The organism is Gallibacterium genomosp. 1 (genome assembly GCF_000771875.1).
Lineage (GTDB): Bacteria > Pseudomonadota > Gammaproteobacteria > Enterobacterales > Pasteurellaceae > Gallibacterium.
Genome location: NZ_JPXX01000021.1, coordinates 124,664 through 149,225, shown reverse-complemented (window position 1 = coordinate 149,225; position 24,562 = coordinate 124,664). Strand labels below are relative to the sequence as shown.

Sequence of the window (24,562 nt, the reverse complement as noted above, 5' to 3'; positions counted from 1 at the left end):
ATTGAGTTCTATCAATATTTTTTTACCCATAATTATGAATACTATGCCGATAATTTCTAACTTTCTATTCTATAAGGGAGAATCTTATGAAACCTCAATCGTGGTTATTTACATTTATTGGTGCAGGTGCCGTCGCTTATCTAGGGACGGTGGCATATATCCACCACTTTGATAAACAAGAAACACAACGCCGTTTGCAAGAAAGCCAAATTACTGATCCTCAGCAACGTGCCGTTGAAACCGTGCTATATAATAATGGCTGTCAATATTGCCATAGTAACAATGCTAATATGCCATTTTATGCAAAATTGCCTATCGCTAGCAGTTTAATGGATAAAGATATTAAGCAAGGGCAATCCCATTTTTTGTTGGATAACATTACCGATTATCTTAATCAACCTCAACGCATTTCTGCGGCGGATTTAGCGAAACTTGAAAGCGTGATCCAAAATAACGAAATGCCTATTCATTCTTTCAAAATGGTGCATTGGGGATCTGGTTTAAACGAGCAAGAGAAAGCAATCTTGCTTGATTGGATTCATAAAGTTCGCCAAGAATACCAACTTCCTGCAAACACCTCTGGTACATCAGCAGAACGTTTTGTACAACCTGTGCCACAAAGTTTGCCGGTTAATCCTGCCAAAGTGGAGCTAGGTAACGTGCTTTATCATAGCACAGCCTTATCTGGCGATGGGACGATTGCTTGTGCTAGTTGTCATAGTTTAAATACGGGTGGTGTGGATAACCTTGCTACTTCTACCGGAATTAAAGGACAGAAAGGAGGCATTAATGCACCGACTGTCTATAATGCTGTTTTCAACTTTGCTCAATTCTGGGACGGTCGTGCAGCAAATCTAGCCGAACAAGCTGGTGGGCCTCCTTTAAACCCTGTAGAAATGGGAGCAGAAAATTGGCAACAAATTGTTGATAATCTCAACAAAGATGAGTCGCTCAAACAAGCCTTTGAAAAAATTTACCCGGAAGGTTTTAATGAAAAAAATATTACTGATGCCATTGCAGAGTTTGAAAAAACTTTAATCACGCCAAACAGTCCATTCGATCGTTATTTACAAGGTGATGAAAATGCATTAACTGCAACACAAAAAAATGGTTATGCGTTATTCCACCAATATAAATGTGATACTTGTCATACTGGCACTAATTTAGGTGGTCAATCTTATGAATTAATGGGATTAAAAGCAGATTATTTTGCTGATCGCAATAAACCATTAACAGAAGCAGATGACGGTCGCTTTGCACAAACGAAAAATCCTTATGATAAACATCGTTTTAAAGTGCCTACATTGCGTAATGTTGCACTTACCGCACCTTATTTCCACGATGCAAATGCACAAGATTTAACCCAAGCAGTGGAAATGATGTTGAAATATCAAAGTGGTGTAAGTTTATCAAAAGAGCAAGTGAGCGATATTGTTGATTTCTTACATAGTTTAACGGGAGAATACCAAGGAAAGCCGTTAACAAATGAGAATATACAATCCTCTCAATCAACAAAATAAAGCTTGCCGTTGAAATCTAAAACGAGGTATAACTAGGTAAAAGTGAAAAACATTTAGCTATTATAGATAACGTAATATCATTAAAGCTAAAAGTAAAAATAGGCTAAATACCCATTCAAGCCATTGACAAACCTATGATATTTTATCGTAGGTTTGTTTTTATCATTCAATCTATTAATAGAATGTTTGGCTTAATGTTGTTTTGCATTCAGTATGTTTTGTTTGTATAAATAATTAGTAGTTTGATACTTATTAAAAATGTTTTCTTAATGGGTATTTTAATAAGAGATTTAATATCTTACGTTAATTAATTTTTTCTTTTGAATAGATTGGGTTGCAGCCGAAGCAATACAAATTGCTCTTGCTGGAAGTTCGCAAAGAATGCTGTTTTTGTGTTGTTGTAAATGTTCAAAAATACTTTGTGCTTCTAATTCTACAGCACGAGTCAGCCAATAAGGGCAATGTTCATTGGGTTGACCATATTTTTGGATCCCTTTACTACTTTCTCGTAAAGATAGATCAGCCTCAAATTCGTTATACATATTAAATTGTTGGCGTTTGCCGTTAGCGAAAGTGATTGTAACGGTGGAAGTGAAGAAATTAATCATCATTGAGCCTAGTTCACCGTGAATGGCAATATCCCATTTAGGCAAGCGATACGCTGTTCCCATTTCTAAAGATCCGAAAACGCCATTTTTAAATTGTAGCAATAATTGAATAATATCGTGATGGTCAGGCGTTTCTAAATGTGCTCGATTAGTAGATTGTGCAAAAACAGCTTCAACTTCACCAATTAACCAAGCAAGTAAATCTAATTCATGTATTTCATGAAAGAGTTTTCCTCCAGTTAGTTGAATATCATTTTTCCACCAATCTTTTTGAAAAATAGGATTTATCCAGCGTTGGCGATTTGCTCGTACTACTGTTATTTTTCCCAATGTTTGTTGTGTTAATAATTGTTTTGCTTGTTGTAATCCTGGTAATACACGCAAACAGTGTCCAACAAAAAGCGGTACATTATTTTCTTTTGCCATTTGTATCAGTTGATGGGCATCTTGTTCATTAATCGTGAAAGGTGTTTCAATAAATACGGCACAACCTTTTTGAATGGCAATTTCTGCAAGTTGGCGATGGCTATAATTGTAGGTGGCGATAAGCACGAGGTTGACTTTCTGTTGAGTAAGTAATGTATTTAAATCGGCATAGGCTTGTGTTTTGTATTGTTCGGCGATGTTTTGCGCTAGGTTTATCTGTAAATCGGTTACACCAACCAATTTTGCGGGTAATTTATTAAATACAGAAGCAAGTTGTTGACCGAAGAAGCCACAACCAACAAGAGCAACGTTAATATTGTCCATTTTCTTTTTCCTTTTCCTTTTGTTGTAAGCGTTGACGTAGAGTACGAAAATAAAGTAGTACGGCGTGTTGGAAACGATTAATATCGCGTGCCTCTACAGCATCTACCCATTCACGATAGTGTAACGCTACCTCTTGAGCTGAGAGAGTTATAGTTGGCAAGTTTTCCTCTTGTAAATTGAATATTTGCCAGAAAGCGTCTAGATATTGTGACAAAAGCGGATTATTTATTGCTTGATAGGTCTGTAGTTGAATTTTATATTCTAGTTCGCTAGAGAATAGGTTTTGTCTAGCCAATTGTTGTAATTCTAAGCTTAACTGTTGCAGTTGATCGACTTCTGTATCACTAATATTGGCAATAGCAAGCGGAGCAAAACCATATTGCAGAATTTCACGAATATCTAAGATATCTAATAAATATTTTATATTATTTTGTAGTTGTAATTGTGTATGAAAAGCAAGGCTTTGAATCATCGGTGTAAGTGAGGATTCGCTGATAAAAGTTCCTACACCGTGCCGAATATCTAAAATATGCAATGCTTCTAATGATTTAACTGCTTCTCTTAAACTGGAACGACTAACGTTTAAATATTCCATTAACTCATTTTCAGTAGGCATTAGATCGCCTGCTTTTAAACCTTTATTAAGAATTAATTGTTTAATATCTTCTTGTAAGGCCATATTCTTTACTTTTTTTTCTGATTTTTTCATTTTTGTGATCTTTATCGCAGAAAATTTATGCAATTTAAGACATCATATCTCTAAATTTTAGAGATATGATGTCTTATCTCTATATTGTTTAAATAGTAGCTTATTTTTAACTTTTTGTCAGTTAAATATTAAGTTGAATACGAAGAAGGAAACGTTATGGCAACACTTTCTTTATCACATATTTATAAACGTTATCGTAATGGTTTTGAAGCTGTGAAAGATTTTAATCTTGAAGTGGCAGATAAAGAATTCATTGCGTTAGTTGGGCCTTCAGGTTGTGGTAAATCAACAACATTAAGAATGATCGCTGGTTTGGAGGATATTTCCGAAGGAGATTTTTCTATTGATGATCGTCGTGTGAATGATGTTGAGCCGAAAGATCGCGACATCGCAATGGTGTTTCAATCTTATGCACTTTATCCTCATATGACTGTTTACGAAAATATGGCGTTTGCTTTGAAATTACGAAACGTTGATAAAGCGGAAATTGACCGCAAAGTGCGTGAAGCAGCAACTATTTTAGGTTTAGATGAGTTGCTGGATCGTAAACCGAAAGCTTTATCTGGAGGGCAGCGACAACGTGTTGCTTTAGGCAGAACTATAGTGCGTTCACCGAAGGTCTTTTTGATGGACGAACCACTTTCAAATTTAGATGCCAAGTTGCGCAGTAATATGCGTGCAGAAATTATCCGGATTCATAAAAAACTGAATGCGACCACGATTTATGTGACTCACGATCAAACCGAAGCAATGACAATGGCAGATCGCATTGTTGTGATGAGTGCAGGGATTGTACAACAAATCGGTACGCCGAAAGAAATTTATGATAAACCGGCTAATTTGTTTGTTGCCGGATTTATTGGGGCGCCCACAATGAACTTTTTAAAAGGATGGTTAGAGAATCACTCTTTTGTGACGGCGGATCATCATCAGTTAGCTATTCCCGATGAAATCTGGCAGCAACTAGTGGCACTAGGTCAAGAGGGTAAAGAGGTCGTTTTAGGTATTCGTCCCGAGAATGTTTCTAATGAGCCGTTATTACTTGGTTCTTATCAGAATGCGAGAGTATCAGCACCGGTATATGTCGCAGAGTTGTTAGGTGCAGAATATATTGTTCATACCAGTTTGGGTAATCAATCGATAAAAGCGATCGTCCATTCTCGGCAAAAAATTGAAATGGAGCAGCAAATCACGCTTGCGTTTGATATGAAGCGAGCTCATTTCTTTGATCCAACCACAGAGCAAGCCTTGTTGTAATCGCTCTTAATATATATGAGGTGAGTTATGAAATTCAAAAAATTATTAACTGTTGCAGCATCTGTGGTGTTCGCCACATTAGTGCTAAATGGCTGTAAAGATGAAAAATCACAAACTACGAATACAAATGTGAGTACAGAACCATCGGAGTTAGCTGGTGATATTACGATGTGGCACTCTTTTACTCAGGGACCACGTTTGGAAATTATCCAACAGGCAGCGAATGACTTTATGCAAAAGAATCCGAAGGTCAAAATTAAAATTGAAACCTTTTCTTGGAATGATTTTTATACCAAATGGACAACAGGATTAGCTTCAGGAAATGTGCCGGATTTGAGTACAGCATTACCGAATCAAGTTGTTGAGATGATTAATGTTGAGGCATTATCTCCAATTAATGATTTGATTGATGATTTAGGTCGAGATAGATTTTCTACGGCTGCAATCAATGAAGGGACTGTAGGAGAGAATAATTACTCTCTTCCTTTATATTCTCACGCACAAGTGATGTGGATTAGGAAAGATTTATTGGAGAAAAATGGATTATCCGTGCCGAAAACGTGGGATGAGTTGTATCAGGCAGCTAAGGCATTAACTAAAGATGGGGTATATGGTCTATCTGTGCCAATGGGGACGAATGATTTTATCGCAACTCGCTTTTTGAATTTATATGTGAAAAGCCGTGGCGGTAGTTTGCTTACTAAAGATCTAAAAGTGGACCTCACCAGTGAAATTCCACAAGATGGTATTAAATATTGGGTGAAAATGTATAAAGAAACTTCACCGAAAGATTCTATTAACTACAATGTATTACAACAGGCGACCTTGTATTATCAAGGAAAAACTGCGTTTGATTTTAACTCTGGTTTCCAGATTGGCGGTGTTCAAGCGAATACACCACAGTTATTAGATTTTGTTGATGCTTACCCAGTACCAAAAATGGATGTGAATGATCCTGATTATGGCTTGGAAACAGCAAATATTCCTTTAGTGGTTTGGAAACATTCAAAACATCCTGAAATTAGTAAAGCCTTTATTAAAACTCTTTATGATAAGGATCGTTATATTAAATTTCTTGCTTCAGTTCCGGTAGGAATGTTACCGGCTCTTAAAGATATTGCGAATGAACCGGCTTATAAAGATAACCCAATGGTGAAGAAATTTGCTCACGCAGAAAAAGTGATTTCCGATGCAGTACAAACCGGCACTGCAATAGGGTATGAATATGGGCCAACCGTACAAGGCGGTTTATTAACGAATCAGCACATTATTGAAGCAATGTTCCAAGATATTGTAGTGAATGGCACGGATCCGATGGTAGCCGCTAAAAAAGCAGAAGATCAGCTAAATACTTTATTTGAAACGGTTGCTCAATAAATTCTAGGGCGGTCATTGCCGCCCATTATCCTCAAAGTAGATACAGATTCTCAGTAACTGAGAAGGGGGTTTTATGTATCAAAAAAACTATACAAGGTGGATTTTTGTCCTGCCCGCGATGATAGTGGTATCGGTATTATTCGTCTATCCATTCTTATCAAGCATTTTTTACAGCTTTACCAATAAGAATTTGATTATGCCGAACTGGAAGTTTGTTGGATTTGATAATTATATAGCGGTAATTAACGATCCTAGTTTTTGGTTAGCATTTTCTAATTCGATCTTATGGACAGTATTTTCTTTGGTTGGACAAGTATTAGTAGGATTTGCGCTAGCAATGGCATTACATCGTATTCGTCATTTACAATGGTTATACAAAATCTTATTAATTATTCCGTGGGCATTTCCAACTATTGTTATTGCCTTTTCTTGGCAATGGATTTTAAACGGTGTATACGGCTATTTGCCGAATATGATTGTGAAACTCGGATTAATGGATATTGCACCGCACTTTCTTTCTGATAGTACTTGGGCTTTTGTCAGCTTGGTGTTTATTAACGTTTGGTTTGGCGCACCACTGATTATGGTGAACGTTTTATCCGCCTTGCAAACCGTACCACAAGAACAATATGAGGCTGCCAAAATTGATGGTGCAAATGCGTGGCAAGTGTTCCGTCACATTACACTTCCACATATCAAAGTGGTGATTGGATTATTAGTGGTGTTACGCACGGTTTGGGTGTTTAACAACTTTGACATTATCTATCTCATCACGGGTGGTGGGCCAGCTAACTCAACAATGACATTACCAATCTATGCCTACAATATGGGCTGGGGAACTAAAATGCTTGGTCGTTCTTCGGCGGTAACGGTGCTGCTATTTATCTTCCTATTACTTATTTGCTTTATCTATTTCAAAGTGATTAGCCGTTGGGAAAAAGAGGGGGAATAAAATGAAAACGAAAAAATCTATTTTAGGTGATATTGTTGCACATCTGTTTTTATTAATTGCGACAGTAGTTGCAGTATTTCCTTTAGTCTGGATTATCATTTCTTCTATCAAAGGTAAAGGTGAATTAACCAGTGAACCCACCCGTTTTTGGCCAAAGGTGTTTACCTTGGACTATTTTGAACACGTGATTAACGACTTACATTTTATCGTTAATATTCAAAATAGTTTGGTTATTGCCTTAATTACAACATTAATTGCTATCATCATTTCAGCAATGGCGGCTTATGGCATTGTTCGATTTTTCCCGAAATTGGGGGCAGTAATGTCGAAATTATTGGTTACTACCTATATTTTTCCACCAATTCTATTGGCAATTCCTTATTCCATCGCAATGGCGAAAGTTGGACTAACCAATACAATGACAGGGCTTATTGTGGTCTATCTCTCATTTAGTGTGCCTTATGCGGTCTGGTTGTTGGTTGGATTTTTCCGAACCGTTCCTATCGAAATTGAAGAAGCTGCGCGGATTGATGGTGCAAATAAATTTACCGTGTTTTTCAAAATTGTATTGCCATTAGTTGCGCCCGGCATTGTAGCAACGGCAATTTATACCTTTATTAATGCGTGGAATGAGTTCTTATATGCTCTTATTTTAGTAAACGATACGAGCAAAATGACAGTAGCGGTAGCATTACGTTCATTAAATGGTGCAGAGATTTTAGATTGGGGTGATATGATGGCGGCTTCTGTCTTGGTTGTATTGCCGTCCGTGCTGTTCTTCACCTTTATCCAGAACAAAATTGCAGGTGGGCTTTCTGAAGGCTCAGTGAAATAAACTTATATCTATTCTTTTAGGAGAAATAAAATGACAAATTATGCTGTGATTGGTGTCGGCTATTTTGGTGCAGATTTAGCCAGAATTATGAATGAAAATGATGATGCAAAAGTGGTGGTTGTTTATGATCCAGAAAATGGTAAAGCGGTCGCTAAAGAATTAGGTTGTGAAGCAGCCGATTCGTTAGAGGATGCAGTATCTCGTGCGGATGTGGATTGTGTGATTGTGGCAACACCGAATTACTTACATAAAGAACCCGTATTACTTGCAGCAAAATATAAAAAACACGTTTTTTGTGAAAAGCCGATTGCACTAAGTTATCAAGACTGCGATGAAATGGTCAGAGCCTGCGAGGAGAACGGCGTAGTCTTTATGGCAGGGCATATTATGAATTTCTTTAATGGCGTGCATCACGCTAAAGAGTTGATTAACCAAGGTGTGATCGGGAAAGTACTTTATTGCCATACTGCACGTAATGGTTGGGAGGATGTTCAGCCTTCTATTTCTTGGAAAAAAATGAGAGAAAAATCAGGCGGACATTTATATCACCATATTCACGAATTGGATTGTGTTCAATTTTTAATGGGGGGAATGCCGAAAACGGTTACGATGACAGCAGGAAATGTCGCTCATCAAGGAGAACAATTTGGTGATGAAGATGATATGTTATTCCTCAATCTTGAGTTTGATGATGGTAGATTTGCTGTATTGGAATGGGGATCAGCTTTCCGCTGGGGAGAACATTATGTGCTGATTCAAGGGGAAAAAGGTGCGATTAAATTGGATATGTTCCATTGTGGTGGCACTTTACGTGTGGACGGCAAAGATAGCCATTTTTTGATTCACGAAAGCCAAGAAGAAGATGATGATCGTACCAGAATTTATACCAGTACAGAAATGGACGGTGCAATTCAATATGGGCATCCTGGCAAACGTACACCGCTTTGGCTTAATTCCGTAATGCGTAAAGAAATGAAATACTTAAATGACATTATGCACGGTATGAAACCAAGTAAAGAATTTGAAAAATTGCTTACTGGAGAGGCAGCAAGAGCGGCGATTGCCACCGCAGACGCTTGTACTAGATCCAGATATGAAAATCGAAAAGTGGAATTAAGTGAAATTCTGCATTCATAATCAGTAAATTTCATTGCGTTAATCAAATAGCCAACAATACCTCTGAGTTGTTGGCTATTTTTTTATAATTTGATTTCAGATTGATAGATCTATGAATACTTGGCATTAACACTATTTTCGGTAAAAGAGATTGTCTCAAGGAGATACTGAAGGGAAATTTTAATATTCAAACATCAAAGTATTTGAGAATAGTTATCATCTAATTAAAATGGAATTTATTAACTAAACCATAAATAAAATGATTAAAAATAAGATAAAGATTAATAAAAGAAGAAATATGATAAAATTTATCAAAAAAATTTTGCCACTGTTGATATTTTTTGGTATGTTCAAAATCCTCTTACAATAATAAAACAAACACAACATTAAGGAATCCATATGCTTTATAACAAAGATGAAGTTCGTGAGAACTGTGGCTTTGGCTTAATTGCCCATCTTGAAGGTGAGCAAAGTCATAAAGTTGTGCGTACAGCAATTTTAGGTTTATCTAGAATGCAGCATCGTGGTGCGGTATTGTCTGATGGTAAAACTGGTGATGGCTGTGGCTTACACTTGCAAATGCCAAAACGTTTTTTTCATTTTATTGCTGAAGAACAGGGATTTAAATTAAATAAAAATTTTGGTGTTGGACAGATCTTTTTCCCGACAGATCCGCAGTTGATCGAGCAATATCAAGCAATTATCAAAGAAGAATTAACTAAAGAAACGCTGACAATTACAGCTTGGCGTGATGTTGCGATTAATCCTGCCGTATTGGGATCTATTGCGGCGGTAAGTTTACCGGCAATTAAGCAGGTTTTTGTTAATGTTCCTGCCGGTTGGGGAATTAAGGATATGGAACGTCGCTTATTTATGGCGCGTCGTCGTATCGAAAACCGCATTGATCATCCTGATTTTTATATCTGTAGTTTTTCAAGCCAAATTATCATTTATAAAGGCTTATGTATTCCGAAAGATTTGCCGAAATTCTATCTTGATTTGGCTGATTTACGTATGGAAAGTGGGATTTGTTTATTCCATCAACGTTTTTCAACCAATACTTTACCAAAATGGAAATTGGCGCAGCCATTCCGTTATTTAGCACACAATGGTGAAATCAACACCATTTCCGGTAACCGTGCGTGGGCAAGAGCACGTGCTTATAAATATCACACTCCACTTATTCCTGATTTACAGACTATTGCACCTTTTGTGAATGAAACCGGATCAGACTCCAGTTCTTTAGACAATATGCTGGAATTGTTTGTGAACGGAGGTATGGACTTATTCCGTGCAATGCGTTTGCTTATTCCACCTGCGTGGCAACATAATCCGGATATGGATGATGATTTGAGAGCATTCTATGACTTTAATTCTATGCATATGGAGCCTTGGGATGGACCGGCAGGAATTGTATTGAGCGATGGGCGTCACGTTGCTTGTAATCTTGATCGTAACGGCTTACGTCCGGCACGTTATGTCATCACACAGGATAAATTGATTACAATCGCCAGTGAGGTGGGGATTTGGGATTATGCACCGGATGAAGTGATTGAGAAAGGGCGTATCGGACCGGGAGAGTTGTTGGTCATCGATACCGAACACGGTAAATTAATTCATTCTCAAGAGATTGATAAAGAGTTGAAAGAACGTCATCCATACCGTGAATGGTTGAATCGTAATGTACACCGCTTAGTGCCGTTTGAAGAGATTGAAGATGATAAGGTTGGCAAAGCGGAATTTTCACCGCAACAGCTCCTTACTTATCAAAAACAGTTCGCCTATAACAAAGAAGAATTAGAAAGTTTATTACGTGTACTGGGAGAAAATGGTCAAGAAGCAGTTGGTTCAATGGGAGATGACACACCATTTGCTGTGTTATCTACTCATCCACGAGTAATTTATGACTATTTCCGTCAGTATTTTGCACAGGTTACCAATCCACCTATAGATCCGCTTCGTGAAGCACACGTGATGAGTCTTAATACCAGTATTGGTCAGGAGATGAGTGTTTTCTTTGAAACGGAAGGGATGTCTCATCGTGTAAATTTTAAATCACCGGTATTGCTTTATTCTGATATGCAGCAATTGCTCGGTTTATCACAGGAATATTACAAACACGAAATTTTGGATGCAACTTATGAGCCTAAATCGGTTGGTTTAAAACAGGCGATAGAAGAGTTGGCAGACAGAGCCGAGCAGGCGGCTCGCAACGGTACTGTATTGCTGATTTTATCGGATCGTGGAATTTCTCCGTCTAGAGTGCCGATTCCTGCGGCACTATCTGTTGGTGCGGTGCAACAACGTTTAGTAGAAAAAAATCTTCGTTGTGATTCCAATATTATTGTTGAAACTGGTTCAGCGCGAAATCCTCATCACTTTGCTGTTTTATTAGGATTAGGAGCGACTGCAGTTTATCCGTATCTCGCATACGAAAGTTTAAGTGAAATGGTGGCAGGTGGTGCGATTACTAAACCACTACGCACTGTTTTGTTGAACTTTCGCAAAGGAATTGACAAAGGGCTTTATAAAATTATCTCCAAGATGGGGATTTCAACTATTTCATCTTATCGTTGTGCACATTTATTTGAAGCGGTTGGTTTTAATAAAGAGATTGTTGAATTATGTTTTAAACGGATTACTTGCCGTATTGAGGGTGCTTCTTTTGCTGATTTGGATCAGGATATGCAGTGTTTGCAACGTGATGCGTGGCGTGCAAGCCAAGCATTGCCGACAGGCGGTTTGTTGAAGTATAAACCTGACGGTGAATATCACGCTTATAATCCTGAGGTAGTGAACTATTTACAACAGGCAGTAAACAGTGGTGATTATCGAATTTATCAGAAATATGCTGATACCGTTAATAACCGTCCAGTGGCAACTATCCGTGATTTATTACAATTAAATATTGATGAAAGCAAGGCGATTGCGGTTGATAAAGTTGAGCCGGCAGAAAATCTATATAAACGTTTTGATACTGCGGCGATGAGTATTGGTGCATTAAGTCCCGAAGCTCACGAAGCGTTGGCGATAGCAATGAATCGTCTTGGTGGCTATTCCAATTCAGGTGAAGGCGGAGAAGATCCTCGTCGTTATGGCACAGAAAAAGTTTCCCGAATTAAACAAGTGGCATCTGGTCGATTTGGTGTAACACCAGCATACTTAATGAGTGCGGATGTGATTCAGATTAAAGTTGCTCAAGGCGCAAAACCGGGTGAAGGTGGTCAATTACCGGGTGATAAAGTAACGCCTTATATTGCTCAATTGCGTTATGCTGTGCCCGGATCAACATTGATTTCTCCACCGCCGCATCACGATATTTATTCAATCGAAGATCTGGCACAGTTGATCTTTGATTTGAAACAGATTAATCCTAGGGCATTGATTTCTGTGAAATTAGTGTCTTTACCGGGTGTTGGCACAATCGCAACTGGTGTTGCTAAGGCTTATGCCGATTTAATTACAATTGCTGGTTATGATGGTGGTACGGGAGCAAGTCCGTTATCCAGTGTGAAATATGCCGGTTCTCCTTGGGAGCTGGGATTGGCAGAAGCTCAACAGGCATTAGTTGAAAATAATCTTCGTCATAAAGTTCGTTTGCAAGTTGATGGCGGATTGAAAACTGGTTTAGATGTGATTAAAGCGGCTATTTTGGGGGCAGAAAGTTTTGGTTTTGGTACTGGGCCGATGATTGCATTAGGTTGTCGTTATCTCAGAATTTGTCATTTAAATAACTGTGCAACCGGTATTGCAACTCAAGATGAAAAATTGCGTAATGAGCATTATCACGGCTTGCCGGAAAAAGCGATGAATTACTTTAAATTTATTGCACAGGATGTGCGTGAATGGCTGGCAAAATTAGGTGTTGAAAAATTAACGGATTTGATTGGACGTACTGATTTATTAACGATTATTGAGGGGAAAACCACAAAACAGCGCGGTTTAGATTTACAGAAATTGTTGTATGCACCGCAAGTGCCAGCAGGCAGTGCAAGATATTGTACGCAAAGTAATCCACCTATGGATAAGGGATTACTGAATAAAGCAATTTTGAAAGAAGTTGGTGATGCGTTTGATTATAACGATGAACAGCATCTTGATTTGACCTTTGATGTTAATAATACAGATCGTTCTGTCGGTGCAACCTTATCCGGTATGATTGCGAATAAATATGGTAATAACGGTCACGCACGCAAGAAAGTGGATATTCGCTTAAACGGTACAGTTGGACAAAGTTTTGGAGTATGGTTAGCTGGCGGTGTGAGCTTATATTTGACTGGTGATGCCAATGACTATGTCGGTAAAGGTATGGCTGGAGGAAAAATTGTTATTCGTCCTCATACAGGAGTAAGTTTCAAAGCTGAATTATCGACAATTGCTGGTAATACTTGCCTTTATGGTGCGACAGGAGGAAGTTTATTTGCTTCCGGTCGTGTCGGTGAACGTTTTGCAGTGCGTAACTCTGGTGCAACTGCGGTGGTTGAAGGCATTGGGGATAATGGCTGTGAATATATGACTGGCGGAGTAGTTTGTGTGTTGGGTAAAACTGGTATTAATTTCGGTGCAGGTATGACGGGTGGTTTTGCCTATGTGCTTGATGTTGATGGTAAATTCCGTAGTCGTATTAATCCTGATTTAGTGGAGGGATTATCGATTGTCGAATTGCCTATCTATCAAGAGCATTTGCGTGGATTATTAGTACATCATCACGATGAAACACATAGTCCGTTAGCAGAACGCATTTTGAATAATTGGAGTGATTTCGCTGATAAGTTTGTATTAGTCAAGCCAAAAGCAAATGATCTCAATGCGTTATTAGGGCATCAACGCCGCACCGTCAATGAGCTTGGTGTGGTAACACAGTAATTTTCCATCGTCCGGGAGAAATCCCGGTCGCTCTCAGACAAGTAAAAGGAAAAAACAATGAGCCAGCAAGGAAATATTTATCAGTTTATTGATTTACCTAGGATTGACCCTCAGAAAAAATCGTTAGAACAACGTAAAACAAAATTTATTGAAATTTATCAAATTTTTGATGAATCACAGGCAAAAGCACAAGCTGATCGCTGTTTGGCTTGTGGTAACCCATATTGCCAACATCGTTGCCCGTTACATAATAATATTCCGGATTGGTTAAAGTTAACCTATGAAGGACGCATTATTGAAGCTGCAGAATTGGCACACGAAACTAATACATTACCTGAAGTATGTGGTCGAGTTTGTCCTCAGGATCGTTTGTGTGAGGGTTCCTGCACCTTAAATGCTGAATTTGGTGCGGTAACGATTGGTAATATTGAAAAATATATCACTGAAACGGCATTTGAAATGGGTTGGCGGCCTAAAGTCAAAAATGTTGAAAAAAGCGGAAAACGTGTAGCGGTAATTGGTGCTGGTCCGGCAGGATTAGGCTGTGCAGAACAGCTGATTAGAAATGGTGTTGCTGTTACAGTTTATGAGCGTCAGGCTGAAATTGGTGGTCTGCTGACTTACGGTATTCCTGCATTTAAACTTGAGAAAGAGGTGATGAAACGCCGTCGTGAAATTTTCACAGAAATGGGAATTGAGTTTAAATTGGGAGTCAATATTGGTGAAGATATTCAGTTATCCGAGATTATTGAACAGTATGATGCCGTTTTTCTTGGGGTAGGGACTTATCAAGGAATGAAAGCCAATATTCCGAATGAAGATGCGGAAGGCGTTTATTCTGCATTGCCTTTTTTAATCGCCAATACACAGCAGTTACTAGGGCAAAACCCGGATAATTATGTTTCTATGGCTGGAAAACGTGTGGTAGTGCTGGGCGGTGGCGATACTGCAATGGATTGTGTTCGTACTTCTATACGTCAACAGGCTACTGAAGTTACTTGCGTGTATCGTCGAGATCAAGCCAATATGCCGGGAAGCCGTAAAGAGTTTATTAATGCGAAAGAAGAGGGAGTGCAGTTTCAATTTAATGCCCAACCGGTGGCAATTGCAGCAGAACCTGTTGCTGTTCATACTGAAAACGGTCGCGTTACCGGCATTGAAGTAGTGGAAACAACAATGGGTGAACCGGATCAAAATGGTCGTCGTCGAGCAGAAATCATTGAAGGTAGTGAACGTATTATTCCTTGTGATGCAGTGATCATTGCTTTCGGCTTTGCACCACATCAGATGCCGTTTCTTGTCGATGTTGGTGTTACTACCGATGCTCGAGGACGTATTGAAGCAAAAGGTGAATTTAAGCAACAAACCGCTAATCCGAAAGTATTCGCCGGTGGTGATGTAACCAGAGGTTCTGATTTAGTTGTTACCGCAATAGCGGAAGGCAGAGATGCAGCTAAAGGAATTTTGGATTATTTTGGTATTTAAATAGTCGAATAACAATATTATCTGCACTTTAAGTTTTCTTGAAGTGCAGATTTTTTATGCCGGACGGTATTATCCCTTGAAAAGGTAAATTGTCAGGTATATTTCAATTCACTTGGCTCCGTATCAAGTATTCTATAATTTCTATTATTTTAAAAGATTAATTCTATTGATTTTTATATTATTGATTTTTAAAACTAATTAATAATGTTTGTTATTAACCTATTAATTTAATATAAGTATCCTTTTTTATAGTAAATATAATTTTTTAGTCTCATTTTTATCGTAAAAATGAAGACATCATACTATCAGGGAGAAAATATTATGAGTGAAAAATTCAAGGGGAAATGCCCGGTAACCCATCTAACCACGGATTTCGGTGCGCCGGTGGTAGATAATCAAAACAGTTTAACCGCAGGTCCTCGAGGCCCATTATTGGCACAAGATATTTGGTTACAGGAGAAGTTGGCTAATTTTGTTAGAGAAGTAATTCCTGAACGCAGAATGCACGCTAAAGGTTCTGGTGCATTCGGTACTTTTACGGTAACACACGATATTACACAATATACTCGAGCTAAAATTTTTAGTGAAGTTGGTAAAAAAACAGAAATGTTTGCCCGTTTTACGACCGTAGCAGGTGAACGTGGAGCGGCAGATGCAGAGCGAGACATTCGAGGATTTGCTTTAAAATTTTATACTGAAGAAGGAAATTGGGATTTGGTGGGTAATAACACTCCAGTCTTTTTTATTCGTGATCCACGTAAGTTTCCTGATTTAAATAAAGCAGTTAAACGTGATCCGCGAACAAATTTACGCTCAGCTACTTATAACTGGGATTTCTGGACATTGTTACCAGAAGCGCTTCATCAAATCACTATTGTTATGAGTGATCGTGGTATTCCGGCAAGTTATCGGCATATGAATGGTTTCGGATCACATACGTATAGTTTTATCAACGCGGAGAATGAGCGTTTTTGGGTAAAATTCCATTTTAAAACTCAACAAGGGATTAAAAATTTAACAGATGCAGAAGCGGAAGCTTTAATTGGTAAAGATCGTGAAAGCCACCAGCGTGATCTATATGAAGCGATTGAGCGTGGTGATTTTCCAAAATGGACGATGTATGTCCAAATTATGCCGGAACAGGATGCAGAAAAAGTATCTTATCACCCATTTGATTTAACCAAAGTTTGGCCACATAAGGATTATCCTCTGATAGAAGTTGGTGAGTTTGAGTTAAACCGTAATCCGGAGAATTTTTTCTTAGATGTTGAGCAATCTGCATTTGCACCAAGTAATCTAGTTCCGGGAATTAGTGTTTCTCCTGATAGAATGTTGCAGGCGCGTCTATTTAACTATGCAGATGCACAACGCTATCGTTTAGGTGTAAATTATCATCAAATTCCGGTGAACAGAGCACGTTGTCCGGTACATAGTAATCATCGTGATGGACAAGGTCGCGTGGATGGAAACTATGGTAGTTTGCCTCATTATGAACCGAATAGTTTTGGACAGTGGCAACAACAACCTCAATATAAAGAACCACCACTTAAAATTAACGGTGATGCGGATTTCTGGGATTATCGTGAAGATGATAATGATTATTTTAGCCAACCCCGTGCTTTGTTCCGTTTGATGACAGCAGAACAGAAGCAAGCGTTATTTGAAAATACCGCTCGAGCAATGGGCGATGCTCCTGATTTTATTAAGCAACGTCATATTGATAACTGTACGAAATGTGATCCTGAATATGGAGAAGGCGTAAGAAAAGCATTGGGCTTATAAATTTAATAAAAAATCGGGAAATATTTCCCGATTTTTTTGAGGGTTATGTTGTTTTTAGGTCATAGAATTTGACGTTGTAACTGACCGATAATTTGTGGGTTTTCCAAAGTTGAAACATCTTGTGTAATCATTTTATTTTTCGCAATAGAACGTAGTAGGCGACGCATAATTTTGCCGGATCGAGTTTTCGGCAAATTGTCGGCAAAACGAATATCTTCAGGTCGGGCAATTTTACCGATTTCTTGAGATACCCATAATTTCAACTCTTCTGCCACCTGTTTGGCTTCATCATCGTCAATGGTTGCCTGATTAAGCACCACAAATGCCACAATTGATTCACCTTTAATTTCATCTGGTTTACCAACCACTGCCGCTTCGGCTACTTTTTCATTTGCCACTAATGCAGATTCAATTTCCATTGTACCTAAACGGTGACCAGAAACGTTAATAACATCATCCGTTCTTCCTAAAATCCAGAAATAACCATATTCATCACGATAGGCAGTATCGCCGGTTACATAATATTTACCTCCTAACTCTTCAGGGAAATAGGTTTTCTTATAACGTTCATCGTCATTCCAAATAGTACGAGCCATACAAGGGAAAGGGCGTTTAATCACTAATAAGCCACCTTTACCTTTTTCAATTTTTTCACCTTGTTCATTGACAACGTCCGCCATAATACCCGGTTGAGGTAGGGCACAAGAACCCGGTTTTAATGGGTTAATACCAGGTAATGGTGATAACATAATTGTACCGGTTTCAGTTTGCCACCAAGTATCGACAATAGGGCATTTACCTTTTCCAATCACTTCGTGATACCACATCCAGGCAGACGGGTTAATCGGTTCACCTGCCGTACCAAGTAAACGCAATGAAGAGAGAGCATATTTTTTCGGAATTTGATCGCCGAAACGTGTTAACGAGCGAAGTAAAGTGGGTGAAGTATGGAAAACGGTTACTTTATGACGTTGAATAATACGCCAAATACGTCCTGCATCCGGATAACTTGGCACACCTTCATACAACACTTGGGTTGCACCGCTTGAAAGCGGGCCATAACAGACTAATGAGTGACCAGTAATCCAACCTACATCAGCGGTACACCAAAATACATCGTTAGGTTTATAATCCATCAAATTGCGGAAGTGATGAATAACCACTAATAAATAACCGGCAGTGCTATGAACAATGCCTTTTGGTTTACCGGTTGACCCTGAGGTATACAGAATAAATAATGGATCTTCTGCATCCATCCATTCAGGTTCGCAGAAATCAGGTTGATGCATTGTTAATTCGTGCCACCAAAAATCACGTTCTTCATTCCACGGAGTGTCAACATTTAAACGGTAATAAACAATGACTTTTTCAACAGATTTTCAGCCGATTTCCAATGATTCGTCAACAATCTCTTTTAATGGAATAATTCTACCGCCGCGTAAGCTACCATTAGCAGTAATCACCATTTTAGCCTGAGCATCTTCAATACGATCACGTAAAGCACTGGCGGAGAAACCACCGAATACGACAGAGTGAATTGCTCCGATTCTTGCACACGCTTGCATTGCAATCACCGCTTCAACGATCATCGGCATATAAATAATTACGCGATCACCTTTTTTGATACCTTGTTCACGTAAAGCGTTGGCAAAACGACAGACGCGATTGTGTAGCTGTTTATAGGTGTAAGTATTGACCTGACCAAAATCAGATTCAAACAAAATCGCAATTTTGTCGCCTTTATCCGGTAAATGGCGATCCAAACAGTTCCAAGAAACATTGAGTTTTCCATCAATAAACCATTTATAAAACGGCGCATTGCTGCCGTCAAACGGCGTTACAAACGGTTTTTTCCAACTGATGAGTTCTCGTGCCAGATCTGCCCAATAATTCACATAATCCTTATCGGCAAAATCCCATAATTGTTGGTATTTCTCGTCATCGCCAATATTTGCCTGTTGACGGAAGTCATTACTTGGCGGGAAAACACGAGTTTCTTTAAGAACAGAATCTATTTGCTGCATAATCATCTCCTTTATCGATGGTGGATAAAAAAAGCGATGCACTGCTGACGAATCGCCAAATATTTTTGCCTTTGTTTTTATTACGTTATATAAAAGTTAAAAAATGATCAAATAAAAGTTAATTAAATTTTGGTATATAGATCACATTTTTAAAAAATGTGATTAAAAAGAAATAAAAATAAATCTTTAAAAAAGGATATTAACGCTAAAGAGTTAATAAAAAAATATTGGTTTTATTGTTTTATCTTTATGAATTTATTGATTTTATTTTTATTAATAAACTAGGTTAATCAAATTTAATAGCAAATTTTAAACAAATTTAATAAATGTTAATTTTTATTTTTTATTAATTTTTTATTAAAAATATGTTTCAAACAAATAAATTAAAATGCTACATTCTTTGTGTATAGAAATTATACATACCCAAATTTAACTTTATTTTGAGGATATATGTATGAACAGTGCAGGTAAAAAATTTAGAGAAGTTTTAAAGCAAACATCACCATTACAAATTGTTGGAACTATTAACGCTTATCAGGCTTTGCAGGCAACGAGAGTGGGGCATAAAGCAATCTATTTATCAGGTGGTGGGATTGCCAATGCCTCTTATGGATTACCGGATTTGGGAATGACAATGATCGAAGATGTTTATGTTGATATCAGACGTATTACCGCAGTTTGTGATACACCGTTGATTGTCGATGCAGATACCGGTTGGGGGCACGCATTTAATGTTGCTAGAACAGTTAAAGAATTTATCAGAGCAGGAGCAGCCGGTTTACATATTGAGGATCAGGTTGCGGCGAAACGATGTGGCCATAGACCGAATAAAGAATTGGTTTCCACAGAAGAAATGTGTGATCGCATCAAAGCGGCAGTGGATGCAAAACAACAATTGGATCCGGACTTTTTTATTATAGCGAGAACAGATGCGCACGCTAGTGAAGGTCAGGAAGCAGCAATTTCTCGTGCTAAAGCTTATGTTGAGGCTGGAGCGGATGCGATTTTTGCGGAAGCAATTCATACGTTGGAAGAGTACAAACAGTTTGTTGAGGCGGTAAAGGTACCGGTTTTAGCCAATATTACCGAATTCGGTGCAACACCTTTATTTACAGTGGATGAGTTGGCTTCGGTTGGTGTGTCGATGGTGCTGTATCCATTATCTGCATTTCGAGCAATGAATAAAGCTGCATTACACGTTTATCAAGAATTGAAAGAGAAAGGAACACAAAAGGATGTGTTGGATACCATGCAAACAAGGATGGAATTATACGATATGTTGAATTATCACGCTTATGAGCAAAAAATGGACGAATTATTTTCCAAAGGCAAAGCCAAGTAGTTGAGAAGTAAGGCTTTCTATCTGAAATTCATCAAATGCTACTAAGGGGGCAAAAATGAGTGGTTTAGCGGGCATTACCGCAGGAAGTTCTGCAATCTGTACATGTGGATTAGGAAATGGTTTGAATTATCGTGGATATGCGATACAGGATCTGGCATTAAAAGCGGATTTTGAAGAAGTCGCTTATCTTCTTTTAGTTGGCGAATTACCTAATCAGAAACAATTAAATGACTTTAGAAGAAAAATTATTGCTGCAAGAGAGTTACCGATTGCAGTTAAGAATGTACTTAAGTCAATTCCGGCTTCTTCCCATCCAATGGATGTTATGCGAACAGCAACCTCTGCATTGGGGTGTGTTGAACCGGAAAAAGAGGATTTTTCAGATCAATTACCGAAAGCGATTCGCTTATTAGGTGCGCTCCCTTCTTTTCTTATCTTATCTATTGGCATCACTGGCATAAGCACGGTAAGGAGATCGATCTGATTTCCGAGCAAACTACAATGGCAGGTTATATCTTAGAAAGATTAAAAGTGAAAAAACCGTTAGATATTGAAGTTAAAGCAATGAATGCAATGTTAACGCTTTATGCTGAACACGAATTCAATGCCTCTACCTTTGCCAACAGAATTGCGGCTTCTACTTTATCCGATATTTATTCCTGCATCACTGCTGGTATTGCTGCCTTAAAAGGACGCTTACACGGTGGTGCTAATGAAGTTGCGGTTAAATTTGTATTGCAATTTGATAGCGTGGAACAAGCGTTAAAATCCGTTGACGAACTCTTTGCCAGAAAAGAAAAAATTATGGGATTCGGTCATCGCGTTTATCGTGATTTGGATCCAAGATCACCGGTCGGGTTTGAGTTGGCTTCAGAATTGAAAGAGTTGGAAACGTCTGATCCGAAATTATTTGATATTGCTAAAGCGATTCGTGACAAAGTAAAAGCGGAAAAAGGTTTACCGGATAATATCGATTTCTTTGGTGGTTTAATTTATCACTATATGGAAATTGAACGTTTATATTATACGCCGTTATTTATTATGTCTCGTGCCGCAGGTTGGGCTGCACACGCATTTGAACAAAGAGCAAATAATAAAATTATTCGACCTAATTCTGAATATACCGGCCCGGCACCAAGAGCATTTATTCCTTTATCAGAAAGAGAATAAAGCTAAAATTAAGTTAGCAGTTTTGCTAACTTAATTTATCGTGATTTGTGGTACAGGGTAATAATGACATTACCCTGAAAAGTCCGATTAAAAATAGAATGATCCGCTGTGAACAATAATGAAAGCAATCTGTGGAGATCACGATGAACAATAAAAAATATCTCAAAGATTTACCGGATATGCCCGGTGTTAAATATTATGATATTAAATCGGCGATAGAAGATATTTCCCCTCATTCATTTTCTAAATTAAATTATACTTCAAGAGTGTTGGCAGAAAATTTATTAAGAAAATGTCCTGAAGAAGATTTAAAAGATTCTCTGATTCAATTAATAGAAAAAAGAACGGATAAAGATTTTCCTTGGTATCCATCTCGTGTGATTTGTCACGATATTTTAGGCTTAACCGCATTTGTTGATTTGGCTGGATTGCGTGAAGCAGTGGCAGAAAAGGGTGGCGATGCTAAAAAAGTCAATCCGGTCGTGCCGACACAACTTATTGTAGATCATTCCCTTGCAGTCGAGTGTGGCGGATATGATCCGGATGCCTTTAGAAAAAATCGTGAAATTGAAGATAGACGAAATGCAGACAGATTTCATTTTATCAATTGGGTAAAACAAGCTTTTAATAATGTGGATGTGATTCCACCGGGCAATGGTATTATGCATCAAATTAATTTGGAAAAAATGTCACCGGTTATCCACTTAAATGATGGCGTTGCTTCTCCCGATACGCTAGTTGGAACAGATTCACATACACCTCACGTTGATGCTCTAGGCGTTATCGCCGTTGGTGTGGGCGGTTTGGAAGCAGAAAATGTGATGCTGGGAAATCCTTCCTATATGAGAGTGCCGGAAATTATTGGTGTTGAAATTACAGGTACTCGGGCAGCAGGAATTACAGCAACCGATATTGCATTATCATTAACTTCGTTTTTAAGACAAAATAATGTGATTTCCGATTATTTAGAATTTTATGGTTCAGGCATTAAATATTTAAATTTAGGTGATCGGGCTACTATTGCTAATATGACACCTGAATATGGAGCAAGCGCCGGTATTTTTGCTATTGATGAACAGACGCTCACCTATTTAAGAACAACCGGCAGAGAAGAAAAGCAAGTCAAATTGGTAGAAGCCTATGCCAAAGCGAATGGGTTATGGGCGGATAGTTTAAGTGACGCCACTTATGCACGAACCTTAAAATTTGATTTAAGTTCAGTTGTAAGAAGTTTGGCTGGACCATCGAAGCCGCATAAATTAGTGCCGACGACAACATTAAAAGCAGAAGGTATTGCCAAACCATTACCACCAAAAGACGATAAACTTCCGGATGGTGCTATTTTAATTGCTGCTATTACTTCCTGCACTAATACTTCCAATCCGCGTAATATTATTGCTGCAGCATTGGTGGCAAAAAAGGCCAATCAGCTTGGTTTGAAGAGAAAACCGTGGGTAAAATCCTCATTAGCACCAGGCTCTAGAGTGATAGAAGTTTATCTCAAAGCCGCTGGGTTATTGCCGGAATTAGAAAAATTAGGATTCGGTATAGTTGGTTTTGCTTGTACTACTTGTAATGGGATGTCTGGTGCACTTGATCCGAAAATTCAACAGGAAGTGCTTGAGAGAAATATTTATTCCACAGCCGTATTATCCGGCAATAGAAATTTTGACGGTAGAATTCACCCTTATGTTAAAGAAGCATTTTTGGCATCACCAGCATTAGTAGTCGCTTATGCATTGGTGGGAACAATTCGGTTTGATATTGAAAATGATGAATTAGGTAAGGATGCGGCTGGAAACAGTATTAAATTAGCGGATTTATGGCCTACGGACGAAGAGATCGATACGATTGAGAAAAAATACGTTAGACCGGAAATGTATAATGATGTTTATATTCCAATGTTTATTAAAGATGACAGCAACAGAAAAGATATGAGCCTGTTTTATCCTTGGAATAAACAATCCACCTATATTCAGAAACCGCCGTATTGGCAAGCGGAATATATGCAAATGCCGGCATTGAAAGGAATGAGAGCGTTGGGTGTTTTCCCAGATAACATTACAACCGATCATTTGTCGCCATCGAATGCAATTTTGCCTACTTCTGCATCGGGCGAATATTGCTTAAAAATGGGGTTGCCAGTTGCCGATTTAAATTCATATGCCACTCACCGCGGCGATCACAATACCGCATTGCGAGCAACTCTAGCGAATCCAAAATTATTTAATGAAATGGTCAAAAATGCAGATGGCAGTGTTAAACAGGGATCGCTCACTAAAATTATGCCTGAAGGCAAAGAATCCAGAATGTGGGAAGCGATAGAACATTATATGACGAAAAAACAGCCTTTAATTATCATTGCCGGCATCAATTATGGACAGGGCAGTTCACGTGACTGGGCAGCAAAAGGGGTGAGATTGGCTGGTGTTGAAGTGGTGATTGCCGAATCAATAGAGCGGATTCACCGCACGAATTTAGTTGGAATGGGGGTATTACCATTGCAATTTAAAGCCGGTGACTCTCGCCATACTTATGCTATTGATGGTAGTGAACTGTTTGATATTGAAGGTGAAATCTCGCCAAGATGTGATTTAACTGTCGTGATGACAAGAAGTAATGGCGAAGTGGTTAAATTCCCTGTTTTATGTAGATTGGATACATCGGCTGAAGTTGAGGTGTATAAAAACGGTGGCATTTTGCAGAAATTTGCGAAAGATGTTGTCAATGCACAATAAATAGTAATCCGAAAACAATAAATAAACTATT

The 24,562-nt window shown here is 38.4% G+C and carries 15 protein-coding genes and 1 pseudogene; 13 read left to right on the top strand and 3 right to left on the bottom strand.

The annotated features are described in order from the left end of the window. Positions 1-86: 86 nt before the first annotated feature. Positions 87-1,520: a cytochrome-c peroxidase gene (locus JP36_RS08070; protein WP_039173717.1), complete on the top strand. Its 1,434-nt coding sequence runs from the start codon at positions 87-89 to the stop codon at positions 1,518-1,520. 290 nt (positions 1,521-1,810) lie between these two features. Here the strand turns inward: JP36_RS08070 and JP36_RS08065 are convergent, their stop codons facing one another. Together JP36_RS08065 and JP36_RS08060 are read right to left on the bottom strand one after the other, a co-directional pair. Further along, positions 1,811-2,878: a Gfo/Idh/MocA family protein gene (locus tag JP36_RS08065; protein ID WP_039173715.1), complete on the bottom strand. Its 1,068-nt coding sequence runs from the start codon at positions 2,876-2,878 to the stop codon at positions 1,811-1,813. After that, positions 2,865-3,587: a FadR/GntR family transcriptional regulator gene (locus tag JP36_RS08060; RefSeq protein WP_039173713.1), complete on the bottom strand. Its 723-nt coding sequence runs from the start codon at positions 3,585-3,587 to the stop codon at positions 2,865-2,867. The genes JP36_RS08065 and JP36_RS08060 overlap by 14 nt, the downstream gene beginning before the upstream one ends. Before the next feature lie 156 nt (positions 3,588-3,743). Between JP36_RS08060 and JP36_RS08055 the strand changes: the two genes are divergently transcribed. The 8 genes from JP36_RS08055 to JP36_RS08020 all read left to right on the top strand — a co-directional run bounded on the left by JP36_RS08055 (position 3,744) and on the right by JP36_RS08020 (position 17,257). After that, positions 3,744-4,844, top strand: a complete 1,101-nt coding sequence (locus JP36_RS08055) for an ABC transporter ATP-binding protein (protein ID WP_039085896.1) — start codon at positions 3,744-3,746, stop codon at positions 4,842-4,844. Positions 4,845-4,871: 27 nt separating this feature from the next. Continuing rightward, positions 4,872-6,221: an ABC transporter substrate-binding protein gene (locus JP36_RS08050; RefSeq protein ID WP_039173710.1), complete on the top strand. Its 1,350-nt coding sequence runs from the start codon at positions 4,872-4,874 to the stop codon at positions 6,219-6,221. Positions 6,222-6,294: 73 nt separating this feature from the next. Beyond that, positions 6,295-7,173 (top strand): carbohydrate ABC transporter permease, encoded by an 879-nt coding sequence (locus JP36_RS08045; protein WP_039085900.1) that lies wholly within the window; start codon positions 6,295-6,297, stop codon positions 7,171-7,173. Between the two features lies 1 nt (position 7,174). Continuing rightward, complete coding sequence (locus JP36_RS08040) at positions 7,175-8,008, top strand: carbohydrate ABC transporter permease (RefSeq protein ID WP_013745353.1); 834 nt, start codon at positions 7,175-7,177, stop codon at positions 8,006-8,008. A 30-nt stretch (positions 8,009-8,038) separates the two neighbouring features. Then, positions 8,039-9,145, top strand: coding sequence for a Gfo/Idh/MocA family protein (locus JP36_RS08035; RefSeq protein WP_039133205.1), 1,107 nt, complete (start codon positions 8,039-8,041; stop codon positions 9,143-9,145). A gap of 378 nt (positions 9,146-9,523) precedes the next feature. After that, positions 9,524-13,990: a glutamate synthase large subunit gene (gltB, locus tag JP36_RS08030; protein WP_039173708.1), complete on the top strand. Its 4,467-nt coding sequence runs from the start codon at positions 9,524-9,526 to the stop codon at positions 13,988-13,990. Positions 13,991-14,047: 57 nt separating this feature from the next. After that, positions 14,048-15,475 (top strand): FAD-dependent oxidoreductase, encoded by a 1,428-nt coding sequence (locus JP36_RS08025; protein WP_039173706.1) that lies wholly within the window; start codon positions 14,048-14,050, stop codon positions 15,473-15,475. Positions 15,476-15,796: 321 nt separating this feature from the next. Further along, on the top strand, positions 15,797-17,257 hold the full coding sequence (locus tag JP36_RS08020) for a catalase (RefSeq protein ID WP_039173704.1): 1,461 nt from the start codon (positions 15,797-15,799) through the stop codon (positions 17,255-17,257). A gap of 59 nt (positions 17,258-17,316) precedes the next feature. Here the strand turns inward: JP36_RS08020 and acs are convergent. After that, positions 17,317-19,281 (bottom strand): annotated as a pseudogene (gene acs / locus JP36_RS08015) (acetate--CoA ligase). A gap of 454 nt (positions 19,282-19,735) precedes the next feature. Between acs and prpB the strand changes: the two are divergent. From prpB to acnD, 4 genes are all read left to right on the top strand, one after another. Further along, on the top strand, positions 19,736-20,623 hold the full coding sequence (prpB, locus tag JP36_RS08010) for a methylisocitrate lyase (protein ID WP_039173702.1): 888 nt from the start codon (positions 19,736-19,738) through the stop codon (positions 20,621-20,623). A gap of 55 nt (positions 20,624-20,678) precedes the next feature. After that, positions 20,679-21,107, top strand: coding sequence for a citrate/2-methylcitrate synthase (locus JP36_RS11795; RefSeq protein ID WP_234702172.1), 429 nt, complete (start codon positions 20,679-20,681; stop codon positions 21,105-21,107). A gap of 17 nt (positions 21,108-21,124) precedes the next feature. Further along, positions 21,125-21,793 (top strand): citrate/2-methylcitrate synthase, encoded by a 669-nt coding sequence (locus JP36_RS11790; protein ID WP_418904666.1) that lies wholly within the window; start codon positions 21,125-21,127, stop codon positions 21,791-21,793. 143 nt (positions 21,794-21,936) lie between these two features. Beyond that, on the top strand, positions 21,937-24,531 hold the full coding sequence (acnD, locus tag JP36_RS08000) for a Fe/S-dependent 2-methylisocitrate dehydratase AcnD (RefSeq protein ID WP_039173700.1): 2,595 nt from the start codon (positions 21,937-21,939) through the stop codon (positions 24,529-24,531). Positions 24,532-24,562 lie beyond the last annotated feature (31 nt).